General features: G+C 75.7%; 11 protein-coding genes. 6 read left to right on the top strand and 5 right to left on the bottom strand.

All coding sequences use genetic code 11. The annotated features are described in order from the left end of the window. Positions 1 to 345 (top strand): Ig-like domain repeat protein (locus ACIG47_RS23405; protein ID WP_397433466.1); only part of this gene is annotated, 345 nt, incomplete at its 5' end. An 88-nt stretch (positions 346 to 433) separates the two neighbouring features. On the opposite strand, the gene ACIG47_RS23400 is transcribed toward ACIG47_RS23405, so the two are convergent. Further along, positions 434 to 2,788: a hypothetical protein gene (locus tag ACIG47_RS23400; protein WP_397433465.1), complete on the bottom strand. Its 2,355-nt coding sequence runs from the start codon at positions 2,786 to 2,788 to the stop codon at positions 434 to 436. 213 nt (positions 2,789 to 3,001) lie between these two features. On the opposite strand from ACIG47_RS23400, the gene ACIG47_RS23395 reads away from it, so the two are divergent. Both ACIG47_RS23395 and ACIG47_RS23390 read left to right on the top strand, forming a co-directional pair. After that, the gene (locus ACIG47_RS23395) at positions 3,002 to 4,231 is read left to right on the top strand and encodes an amidohydrolase (protein WP_397433468.1); all 1,230 of its coding nucleotides are present in this window, start codon (positions 3,002 to 3,004) and stop codon (positions 4,229 to 4,231) included. A 59-nt stretch (positions 4,232 to 4,290) separates the two neighbouring features. Beyond that, positions 4,291 to 4,764 carry a hypothetical protein gene (locus ACIG47_RS23390; protein WP_397433464.1) on the top strand — a complete coding sequence of 158 codons (474 nt, stop codon included), beginning with the start codon at positions 4,291 to 4,293 and terminating at the stop codon, positions 4,762 to 4,764. Positions 4,765 to 4,787: 23 nt separating this feature from the next. On the opposite strand, the gene ACIG47_RS23385 is transcribed toward ACIG47_RS23390, so the two are convergent. Both ACIG47_RS23385 and ACIG47_RS23380 read right to left on the bottom strand, forming a co-directional pair. Beyond that, positions 4,788 to 5,237 carry an ACT domain-containing protein gene (locus tag ACIG47_RS23385; RefSeq protein ID WP_397433463.1) on the bottom strand — a complete coding sequence of 150 codons (450 nt, stop codon included), beginning with the start codon at positions 5,235 to 5,237 and terminating at the stop codon, positions 4,788 to 4,790. After that, positions 5,234 to 5,725 (bottom strand): OsmC family protein, encoded by a 492-nt coding sequence (locus ACIG47_RS23380; protein ID WP_397433462.1) that lies wholly within the window; start codon positions 5,723 to 5,725, stop codon positions 5,234 to 5,236. Before ACIG47_RS23380 ends, ACIG47_RS23385 begins: the two co-directional genes overlap by 4 nt. Before the next feature lie 64 nt (positions 5,726 to 5,789). Here ACIG47_RS23380 and ACIG47_RS23375 point away from each other — a divergent pair, with 64 nt between their 5' ends. Then, positions 5,790 to 6,506 carry an ArsR/SmtB family transcription factor gene (locus ACIG47_RS23375; RefSeq protein WP_397433461.1) on the top strand — a complete coding sequence of 239 codons (717 nt, stop codon included), beginning with the start codon at positions 5,790 to 5,792 and terminating at the stop codon, positions 6,504 to 6,506. A gap of 15 nt (positions 6,507 to 6,521) precedes the next feature. Here the strand turns inward: ACIG47_RS23375 and ACIG47_RS23370 are convergent, their stop codons facing one another. Continuing rightward, positions 6,522 to 6,977, bottom strand: a complete 456-nt coding sequence (locus ACIG47_RS23370; protein WP_397433460.1) for a winged helix-turn-helix transcriptional regulator — start codon at positions 6,975 to 6,977, stop codon at positions 6,522 to 6,524. 107 nt (positions 6,978 to 7,084) lie between these two features. On the opposite strand from ACIG47_RS23370, the gene ACIG47_RS23365 reads away from it, so the two are divergent. Further along, entirely contained in the window at positions 7,085 to 7,942 is an 858-nt protein-coding gene (locus ACIG47_RS23365; RefSeq protein WP_397433459.1) for an NAD(P)H-binding protein, read from the top strand. Between the two features lie 52 nt (positions 7,943 to 7,994). Beyond that, positions 7,995 to 9,008, top strand: coding sequence for a zinc-dependent alcohol dehydrogenase family protein (locus ACIG47_RS23360; RefSeq protein ID WP_397433458.1), 1,014 nt, complete (start codon positions 7,995 to 7,997; stop codon positions 9,006 to 9,008). Here ACIG47_RS23360 and ACIG47_RS23355 read toward each other — a convergent pair. Then, positions 8,986 to 10,554, bottom strand: a complete 1,569-nt coding sequence (locus tag ACIG47_RS23355; protein ID WP_397433456.1) for a PepSY-associated TM helix domain-containing protein — start codon at positions 10,552 to 10,554, stop codon at positions 8,986 to 8,988. The genes ACIG47_RS23360 and ACIG47_RS23355 overlap by 23 nt on opposite strands. Positions 10,555 to 10,645: the final 91 nt, after the last annotated feature.

Below are 10,645 nucleotides of genomic sequence, written 5' to 3'. Positions count from 1 at the left end.
CACCGCAGCGCGGTCACCGCCCTGGTACCCGCGGACCTGCTGCCCGCGGCCACCAGCACGCAGGTCAAGGCGCCGTCCTCGGTCCGCCCGCTGGAGCCGTTCCTGGTCAAGGTCACCGTGTCCGCCGAGGACGTCACGCCGTCGGGCCGGGTGACCGTCACCGTGGGCCAGGACGGCGACCGCCACCCCTACCAGCGCACCGTGACGCTGCGCCACGGCAAGGCCGACGTGCTGGTGCCCCCGCTGCTGCGGGCCGGCCAGTACACGATCACGGCCGGGTACGCCGGCACCGACGACCTCGGTGCCTCCGAGGCGACCGCGGACCTGGAGGTCAAGCGGCGCTGAGACGCGCGGCCCGGCCGGGTGGTCGGTAGAAGGTCAGGTGGTCGGTACCCCGGGGTGCCGACCACCTGACCTTCTACCGACCAGCGTTCTACCGGTCGGCTGATCTTCCGTCACCTGGCCGGGCCGCCGTCGGGCGGACTGCCACGGCCCGGCGGCGGGCGGCGCGGACGAGGGCCCAGCCGCAGGTCAGGAGCACCAGCGTGAGGCTGAGCAGGGCCGTGACGTCGGCGCCGGTCGTGGCGAGCCCCGCGCCGGGGGTGCTCGCACCGGGGTCCGGTCCGGTGGCCCCCGTTCCACCGGGACCTGTTCCCCCGGGGCCTGTCCCGCCGTCGTCGGAACCGCCGCCGGAACCGTCGCCCGGGCCGCCGTCAGGGGGTGGCGCCCCGCCACCGGGGCCTGGTGGCGTCGGGGAACCGGTCGGAGTGGGCGTCGGAGTGGGCGTGGGCGTCGGCGTCGGCGTCGGCGTGGGCGTCGGCGTCAGGCACGTGACCGTGTTCGTCACCACCACCTCGCGGAACGGCAGCGCGGCCGTCGTCTCGTACGGCAGCGCGGCCTCGGCCGGGTCGCCGTCCACGGCGGTGACCAGGGCGTCGTCGGCCGTGCAGTCCTCGGGCACCTGGGCGCTCTCGTCGACGACGACGGCCTCGTTGACGTCGTAGCCCTCGCGGGCCTCGCCCCAGGGCTGCGGCGTGGCCTCGGCGCCGCCCGGTCCGGTGAGGCTCGCCTGCGCCGTGAATCCGTCGGGCTGCTCGCCGTCGGCGTACGTCTCGCCGTCGATCACCCACTCCTTGTCGACGACGACTCCCGCCGACGGCCGGTTGTAGACCGTGCACGAGACGAGCTCCGTGGCGGGCAGGTCGACCACGAAGCCGGGCCGCGCCGGGTCGTCGACGTTGCTGACCGCGACCGGGTCGCCCGTCGACCGGTTGACGCAGACCGCGTTCTGCCCGCCGGGGGCCACCAGCTCGTACCCGGGCTGCTGGGTCTCGGCCACGGTGACGTCCGACGTCAGCGTGCCGGTCGGGTACGCCAGGTCGAAGCTCACGCCGCCGGTACCGTCGTCGGTGGTGGTCGCCGTCGCCGGGTCCACGGTCACGCCGGGCGCGGACGCGCTCGCGTCGAACACCCAGCCCGCGCCGGCCGGGACGGACCCGGTCACGTCGTCGCCGGTGTTCTGCGCCGGGACGATCTCCTTGAACACGCTCACCGAGCCCTGGCACTGCGACAGCGCGAGGTCCTGCAGCGCGGCGCCGGCCTCGGCGTAGTCGGCGGCGTCGAAGTAGTCGGCCTCCAGCACGTTCGTGCCGTCGAACAGGGTGGGCCCGGACAGTGCCCGCAGGTTCAGCCGGGTCACGTCGTCCACGCCGTCCCCCACGCCGAGGGCGACGAGCCGCGAGCCCTCGCCCTTGACCGCGTTGGCCGAGTAGATGCCGTTCTCGACGTCGCGGAAGTGGGTGGTGCCGCCGGTGCCGAGCAGCGGGTCGGCGCTGAACCGGGTGGGGTTGCCGTCGGTGATCACCACCGTCAGCTCGTAGTCCGGCGCGGCGTCGGCGACCGCCCACAGCCCGCGGTCCCAGTTGGTGCCGCTGCCCGTGGTCCAGCCCGCGTAGACGTCCTTGAACTCGTCCGCCCCGGCCTGGGTGGACACGTTCGTCAGGTCGGGGACGTTCGCGCCGACGCTCGTGCTCGGCGAGCTGCCGTCGAACGAGAAGACGGCCATCCGCGACGGCGTGCCCACCAGCGCGTCGGTGAACGTGTCCGCCGCACCCTTGAGCGCCACGAGCTCGCTGGAGCTCACCGAGGAGGACAGGTCGAGCACGAGCGCGACGTCCAGCCCGCACCGCTCCGGCAGCGGCGGGTTGGTCCGGGACTGCTGCCACACGCCCTCGGAGTCGGTCACGGGACGCCCGCTGCCCGCCGTGCCGACCATGAAGTCCGACGTCGACGAGTAGGTCGTCCCGCCCGCGAGCGCCGGCGCCTGGAAGACGTAGGGGCTGGCGTTCGAGCTCGATCCGGAGCCGGGTCCGGTGCGCAGCGTGGGGTTGGTGAACCAGCCGGACGGTGCGTCGATCTGGCGCACCCACCACTGTGCCCCGGCGTTCGGTCCCCCGGGCGCGGTGCCGGGGACCACGAAGCTGCAGTCGCCGTCGGCGTCGGACGTGCACACGCCCCAGGTGGGGTCCACGGGGTCGGTGGCGTCCGCGGTGGCGAAGAGGCCGAGGGGCGTGCCCGCGAGCGGTGCGACGGTGCGCGTCCCGGTGCGGTCGGCGCCCACGGCGACGGTCACGACGGACTGGTCGGGCGCCGGGTCCGGCACGGCGGCGGGTACGACCACCGGTGTCCCGGGCACCGCCGCCGGGGCGGCGGCGGCCGTGCCGCCGAGGGCCAGCAGCCCCGCCAGTGCGGCCGACCGGACCATCCGTGCCGAAGCTCTGCGTCTCATGCGGTCCTTTCCGCCCCGGACCCGCGCCAGGACCCGATCCAGCCTCGCAGGGGCCCGGCGACTTGTCGCGCGGGCCCGGTCCCGGCGCGGATCCGGCGTGTCGGTGCGATGGTGGGCCTCATGACCGTTCCTCCCGCACGCCCCGCCCCGGCGCCGGACGCCGCGCCGGTGCCCCCGCCCCTGGCCGAGTCCGTCCTGGCGCCCCTGTCCGGGCTGATGGCCGGGCTGCGCGAGACCTACGTCGACCTGCACGAGCACCCCGAGCTGTCCTACCAGGAGACCCGGACGGCGGCCCTGGTCGCCGAGCGTCTCGCCGCGGCGGGGTACGTGGTGCACACCGGGATCGGCGGGACCGGCGTGGCCGGGGTGCTGGGCAACGGCGACGGTCCGTGCGTGCTGCTGCGCGCCGACATGGACGCGCTGCCCGTCACGGAGGACACCGGGCTGCCCTACGCCAGCACGGTGCGCACCACGACGGCGGAGGGCGTCGAGTCCGGCGTCATGCACGCGTGCGGGCACGACGTGCACGTCACGGCCCTGCTGGGCGCGGCGGACCTGCTGGCCCGGGGGCGTGCGGCGTGGTCGGGCACCGTGGTCGTCGTCTTCCAGCCGGCCGAGGAGCTCGGCACCGGGGCGGACGCGATGGTCGACGGCGGGCTGTACGACCGCGTGCCCCGCCCGGACATCGTGCTGGGCCAGCACGTGGCGCCGGTGGCGGCCGGCCTGCTGGGGCTGCACGCCGGCCCGGCGTTCGCGGGGACGGACGTCCTCGACATCCGCCTGGTGGGTCGCGGCGGGCACGGCTCCCGGCCCGAGGCCACGGTGGACCCGGTGGTGCTGGCAGCTGCCACGGTGATGCGCCTGCAGACGGTCGTGTCGCGGGAGGTGGCCGCCGGGGACGCCGCGGTGGTCACGGTGGGGCGGCTGCAGGCGGGCACCAAGGACAACATCATCCCGGACGAGGCGGCGCTCGGGGTGAACGTGCGCTCGTTCGACGAGGCGGTGCGGGCCCGGGTGCTGGCCTCGATCGAGCGCATCGTCCGCGGTGAGGCCGACGCCGCGGGTGCGCCCGAGCCCCCGCGGATCACGCCGGGCGAGTCGTTCCCGCCGCTGGTCAACGATCCGGTCGAGACCGAGCGCACGCGCGCGGTGCTGGCGGCGCAGTTCGGCGCCGAGCGCGTGATCGACCCCGGTCCGGTGTCGGGCAGCGAGGACGTGAGCGTGCTCGCCACCGCCGCCGGTGTGCCGCTGGTGTACTGGCTGCTCGGCGGCTGGGACCCCGCGGCCTTCTTCGCGGCGCAGAGCGCGGGCACCACGGACCGGGACATCCCCTCCAACCACTCCCCGCGGTTCGCCCCGGTGCCGCACCCGACGCTGGAGACCGGCGTGACGGCCCTCGTCGTGGCCGCCCTGGACCGACTGTCCGGCCCGGCCGGGGCCTGACCGCAGCGGCCTGCGCCCGACCCTTCTCGCACGGCCCGGCGGCGTGGTTGGCTTCGGCCGTGGAGATCATCGTGACCAGCGTCGTCGCCGTCGTCGGAACCCTGCTCGGCTCGGCGGCGACCCACTACTTCCAGCGCCGCAACCGGGCGGACGCCGAGCGGTTCGAGCGCGGCGAGCGGCTGCGCCAGGAGCGTGTGGCCGCGTACACGGCCTTCGGCGGCATGCTCGTGAACCTCCGTCGCGCCCACATGGACCGCTGGTTCGCGATCCACGACGAGCGCACGGGCGCGGACCCCGAGGCCCTGCGGTACGAGACCTACCGGCTCTACACCGACGCGCAGGAGGCGCTGTTCCGCATCCAGCTCGTCACGCGGTCACCGGAGCTGATCGACCTCGGCAGGCAGGCGATCCAGGACGTGGACCGGATGAAGCCGGACCTCTCGCGGGAGGAGTTCGGGGCCGCCCGGGACTCCTCGCGGGAGGCCGTCTTCCGGTTCATGGAGGCGGCTCGCGGGCACGTCGAGGTGGCGTGAGTGGCCTTCCACCCGGGCGGGGCTCAGCCGCGGCGACCGCCCCACCGCCCGAACGGGCCGCTCCCCCAGTCCGCGACGACCGCACGGCAGGCCGCCCGGTCCGCCTCGGCGACCAGGAGCACCAGGTTGCCGACGTGGTCGCTGTACTGGACCCGCACGTTGACGCCGGCGTCACCCAGCCGGCGCGCGAGCGTGCCGAGCTGACCGGGCACCTCCTGGTCCAGCCGGGCCAGCACGACGTCGCGCACCACGGCGGGCCCGAGACCGGCGGCCGTGACCGCCCGCAGCGCGCGGGCGCCGTCGTGCACCAGGTAGTGCGCCACGGCGTGGCCCGGACCGGCGTCCGGCCCGACCGCGAAGACACCACCGCCCTCCAGGCTGACCCCCGCCTCGCCGAGGGCCTGGCCCAGGTCCGCGAGCGCCCCGGGGCGGTCGGGCAGGAGGACCTCCAGGTCCTGCGGGTGGGCGCTCACCGGAACCGCACCGTGACGCCGACCTCGACGCCGACCGCGAGCGAGGAGGCGACGTAGCAGGCGTGGTGGGCCTGCTCGGTGAGCTCGTGCACCACGGCCTCGTCGGTCCCGGCCGCCACGGTGACGGTCACGGCCAGGCGGATGGTGCCGAGCCGAGCGGGCGACGCGGTCAGGTCGAGGTGGCTGGTGGCCGCGTCGTCGTAGGCGAGCACGTCGACCCCGGCACGGGAAGCGGCCCCGAGGAACGACAGCATCTGGCACGACGACGCCGCCATCACGACGAGCTGCTCGGGGTTGAGCCGGTCGGGGTCGCCGCGGAAGGCGGAGTCGGCGCTGAGCTCGACGACGGGGGTGGCGGGCGCCGCGACGGCGGTGTGGTCGCGGGAGTAGGTGCGCGGGCCGCCGCCGGTCGACCCGGTCCAGTGCAGGCGGGTCGCGTAGGGGTGGGACGGGGTGCGGTGCACGGGGGCCGTGCGGGTCTGGTCCATGCCGGGACGGTAGGCCGGGGACGCTTCGGTGGACGCCGAAATGTCCGCGCCGTACGGTCGGCGCATGAGCCGGGACCGGGACTTCACCGCCGTGGGCCGGGCACTGTCCACCCCGGCACGGTCGACGTTCCTGAACCTGCTCCTGGACGGCACGAGCCGCCCCGCGGGCGAGCTGGCCGCGGCGGCCGGGGTGAGCGCCTCCACGGCCTCCGAGCACCTGACGGTCCTGGCGGACGCCGGCCTGGTGACCGCCCGCACCCAGGGCCGGCACCGCTACTACACGCTGGCGGGGCCCGACGTCGCGGCGGCGCTGGAGTCGCTCGGAATGCTCGCCGACGCCGCTCCCGTGTCGGGCTACCGGCGCAGCCGTCGGGCGGAGTACCTGGCCGCGGCCCGGTTCTGCTACGACCACCTGGCCGGGCGGCTCGGCACCGGCCTAACGGACGCCTGGGTGCGCTGCGGGTGGCTCGCCGGCCGCGACGAGCTCACCCTGACCGGCCCGGGAGCGGCCGGCCTGCGGGAGCTCGGGGTGGACGTCGACGGCGCCGTCGCAGCCCGCCGGCCCACCACGCGGGCGTGCCTGGACTGGACCGAACGACGTCCGCACCTGGCGGGCGCGCTCGGCTCCGCGGTGGGGGCGCGGTTCCTCGGGGCCGGGTGGGTGGTCCGGCACCGGTCGGGCCGGGGGCTGGATGTCACCGAGGCAGGGCGGGCGCTGGTGCGCTCACGGTGGGGCCTGAAGTGGGACCTGGACGTGGCGGGAACGCGCAGCGGCAGGTGATCCCCCGGTTGGGGGTCAGCGGCCCGAGTCGTCCACGGGGCCCCCGGGGGACGAACCCTCTGCTGCCGCCTCCGCCGCCGTGGCCTCCAGGAGGTCCGCCAGCGCCCGCAGCCGCTGGGCGACCTGCTCGCCGAGCGGCGTCAGGCCGTACTCCACGCGCGGCGGGATGGTGGTGACCACCTCGCGGGTGACCATGCCGTCGCGCTCCAGGGCCTGCAGGGTCTGGGACAGCATCTTCTCGCTGACGCCCTCGACGCGGCGGCGCAGGGCGTTGAACCGGTAGCGCCCCTCCCCCAGCGCGATGAGCGCCAGCGAGGCCCACTTCGACGTGACCACCTCGAACGCGGCGCGCGACGTGCAGCCCCGGGCGAAGACGTCGACCACCAGCTCCTGCGTGGGGCCGCCGGCCGGGTCCGCGCCCACGGGACGGCCGTCATCCGGACGGACGGCAGAGGGGTCGGTGGCGCTCACACGACACAGGGTACCGCGCACCGTCGGAATGTGATGTACTTTCGATTCGACAGCACTAACCGTCCGCAACCGGCGGGCGGCGAACCCTGCCAGCAACGGAGAATGACATGACCACCTACGCCGTCACCGGAGCCACCGGCCACCTCGGCCACCTCGTCGTCGCCGAGCTCCTGTCCCGCGGCGTCCCGGCCGCCGACGTCGTCGCCGTCGTGCGCACGCCGGACAAGGCCGCCGACCTCGCCGCGCGTGGCGTGCAGGTGCGCGAGGGCGACTACGACCGCCCCGAGACGCTGCCCGCGGCCCTGGCCGGCGTGCAGCGGCTCCTGCTCGTCTCCGGCAGCGAGCCCGGCCGGCGCGTGCCGCAGCACGCTGCCGTGATCGAGGCCGCCCAGGCCGCGGGCGTGGGGCGCATCGTCTACACGGGCATCCTCAACGCCGACGAGACCACCAACCCGCTCGCCGGCGAGCACCAGGCCACCGAGCAGGCGCTGCGCGCCTCCGGCCTCCCGGTCTCCGTGCTGCGCAACGGCTGGTACACCGAGAACTACACCGAGCGCCTGGAGGAGTTCCTCCAGCGCGGCGAGATCGTGGGCGCCACCGGTACCGGCAAGGTCTCGGCGGCCCCGCGCGCCGACTACGCCGGCGCCGCCGCCACGGCCCTGCTCACCGACGACGGCGACGTCGTGGTGCACGAGCTGGGCGGCGAGGCGTTCACGTTCGCCGAGCTGGCGGCCACGATCAGCGACGTCACCGGCACCCCGGTGGCCTACCGCGACCTCCCGGTCGAGGAGTACACGGCCGAGCTGGAGCAGGCCGGGCTCGACGCCGGGACGGCGGGCTTCGTCGCCGGGATCGACGCGTCGATCGCGGCGGGCGACCTGGAGACCTCCAGCGACGACCTGGCCCGCCTCCTGGGCCGCCCGGTCACACCGCTGGCCGACGTCGTCCGGGCCGCGCGCGGCTGAACCGGTCGCCCGGGGGTCCGCCCGATTCGACACGGCATGCGTCAATAGGGGCATGCGAGGAGCGATCATTCATGGAGCCGGGGACGTCCGCTTCGAGGAGCGGGCCGACCCCGGGATCGTCGAACCGACCGACGCCGTGGTCCGGACCGTGGCCACCTGCGTGTGCGGGTCGGACCTGTGGCGCTACCGGGGCGTGGCCCCGGTGCGGCGGCCCACGCCGATCGGGCACGAGTACGTCGGCGTCGTCGAGCAGGTGGGGGCGGCGGTCACCACGGTCCGGCCCGGCGACTTCGTGGTCGGCGGGTTCCTGCACAGCGACAACACCTGCGCGGTGTGCCGCAAGGGCATGCAGGCCAACTGCCTGCACGGCGGCGGGTACGACGGCTGCCAGGCCGAGAAGATCCGCGTCCCGAACGCCGACGGCACCCTGCTCGCGACCCCCGGCGAACCGGACGCCGACCTGGTGCCGAGCCTGCTGAGCCTGTCGGACGTGATGTGCACCGGCTGGCACGCGGCCGTCTCGGCCGGGGTCGGGCCGGGTTCGAGCGTCGTGGTGGTGGGTGACGGCGCCGTCGGGCTGAGCGGCGTGCTGGCGGCCGCCCAGCTCGGCGCGACCACCATCGTGGCGATGAGCCGGCACGCGGACCGGCAGCAGGTGGCGCGCGAGTTCGGCGCCACCCACATCGTCGCCGAGCGCGGCGAGGAGGGCCTGGCCCAGGTGCTGGAGCTCACCGAGGGCATCGGTGCCGACGCGGTCCTGGAGTGCGTCGGCACCGAGCAGGCCCGGGCCCAGTCGGTCGAGCTGGTGCGGCCGGGCGGCACGATCGGCATCGTCGGCGTGCCGCACGGCGACCTGCCGGTGGACACCCTGTTCTGGGGGAACAAGGGCCTGCGCGGCGGTGTCGCGCCCGTGCGGGCCTACCTGCCGCACCTGCTGGACCTGGTGTGGAAGCGCGAGATCGACCCGGGCCGGGTGTTCGACCTGACGCTGCCCCTGTCCGAGGTCGCGGAGGCCTACCGCGCCATGGACGAGCGGCGCGCGATCAAGGTGCTGCTCCGGCCCTGACGCCGCCCGCCCGGCGCCCGCGCAGGCCCAGGAGCACGTCGAGCACGACGAAGGCCGCCAGCGTCCAGCCGACCAGCGGCAGCCACCAGCCGATCAGGACGGCGCCGGCGAGCACGAGGGCGAGGGCGACACCCCACCACGGTGCGCCCCGCAGCACGCCCCGCTCCGGCGGCGCCCCGCCCGCGAGCCTCCGCTCCCGGGTCGGGCGCCGCCGCCACCACATGAGGTAGCCCAGCACGACCAGCGAGGCGATGCCGCCGGCCAGCGCGAACAGCACGAGCTGGTGCGGCAGGCCGAACAACGAGCCCATGTGGGCATCGATGCCCCACCGGGCGAGCTTCGCGGCCAGCGGGAACTCCGAGAAGTCGACGCGGTGCACGGCCTGCAGGGTCTCCGGGTCGACCGCCACGGCGTCCACCTCGGTCGGGTAGCTGCGCTGGATCTCCTGCACCACCCAGGCGGTACCGGGCTGCGCGGGCGGCGTGATCTCGACCAGGCCGGTGTTCACGTTGACGGTCTGCGCCGTCGCGAGCACGGCGTCGAACAGCGTGGGGTCCAGGGCCTCGCCCGCCCCGTCGGACGCCGTGGCCGCCCCGTGGTGGGCGTGCTCCCCCGCGCCGGGGTCGGCCCCGCCGTCGGCCGCGCCCGGCAGGCTGGTGTCCACCGTGGGCGTGCCCCAGTCCAGCGCGGCGCGCAGCGCGTCCACGCGGGGCCCGGCGTGCTGCGACCAGGTGATGCCCGTCGCGGAGAGGAACAGCGCCCCGAGCAGCGCCCAGAACCCGACCGACGCGTGCCAGCCGAACAGCCGCCGGTACCCGGTGCGCCCGCGGGCGGGCCGGACCATGTCCCGCGCCGTGGCCGCCCGGCGGCGGGACCGCAGGACGCGACGCAGCCAGAGACCCAGGCCCGCGAGCGCCACGATCCCGAGCCAGGAGGCGGCGAGCTCGCTGTAGAGGCGGCCGACGTCGCCCAGGTGCAGGTTGCGGTGGAGCTGGTCGAGCCAGGTGCGCAGGGGCAGGGCGCCGCTGGTGCCGTACACGGTGAGGTCGCCGCGGACCTCGCCGGTGCCCGGGTCCACGAACACCGCCCGGGACTCGCTCTCGCCGAGGCGCTCGTCGGCGAACATGACGCGGGTGGTGTCGCCCGGGCCGGGTGCGGGGCGTACGGCCGTGGGTGTCGCGCCGGCCTCGCCGACGTGCTCCTGGGCGATCCGGGTCTGCTCGGCGAGGCTGAGCCGCGTGTCGGCGACCGGCGCGTGCAGCACGTCGCGGTAGGCCACCTGCTCGATGGTCGGGGTCAGGGCGTAGAGCGCGCCGCTCAGGGCGGCGACCAGGATGAACGGGCCCACCAGCAGGCCGGCGTAGAAGTGCAGCCGGAGCAGGAGGGCGCCGAACCAGCCGGGGCCGCGGCGTCGTGGCCCGCCGCGGCCGGGCCGGGCGGCCGGGACGGCGGTGGAGGGGGTGGCAGTGCTGGAGGGGGTGGCAGTGCTGGAGGGGCTTGCAGTGCTGGAGGGGCTGGACGTGGTGGACAGAGGTGTGCTCGTCATGGCGGTTCGCCTTCGGGCCGAAGAGGGCAGCACGGACCGCTCGCGCGCGGGCGCGTCAGGACGACGGGCGCGACGGGGCGGGTCGGTGCTC

It is taken from the genome of Promicromonospora sp. NPDC052451, assembly GCF_044547525.1.
Classification (GTDB): domain Bacteria; phylum Actinomycetota; class Actinomycetes; order Actinomycetales; family Cellulomonadaceae; genus Promicromonospora.
This window is presented reverse-complemented; position numbering and strand designations above follow the sequence as displayed.

Excerpts from the sequence above, each read along its gene's own strand:
- ACIG47_RS23380 (WP_397433462.1), bottom strand. The coding sequence starts at position 5,725 with ATGGACCAGACCCGCACGGCCCCCGTGCACCGCACCCCGTCCCACCCC.
- ACIG47_RS23400 (WP_397433465.1), bottom strand. The coding sequence starts at position 2,788 with ATGAGACGCAGAGCTTCGGCACGGATGGTCCGGTCGGCCGCACTGGCG.
- ACIG47_RS23355 (WP_397433456.1), bottom strand. The coding sequence starts at position 10,554 with ATGACGAGCACACCTCTGTCCACCACGTCCAGCCCCTCCAGCACTGCA.
- ACIG47_RS23365 (WP_397433459.1), top strand. The coding sequence starts at position 7,085 with ATGACCACCTACGCCGTCACCGGAGCCACCGGCCACCTCGGCCACCTC.
- ACIG47_RS23375 (WP_397433461.1), top strand. The coding sequence starts at position 5,790 with ATGAGCCGGGACCGGGACTTCACCGCCGTGGGCCGGGCACTGTCCACC.
- ACIG47_RS23360 (WP_397433458.1), top strand. The coding sequence starts at position 7,995 with ATGCGAGGAGCGATCATTCATGGAGCCGGGGACGTCCGCTTCGAGGAG.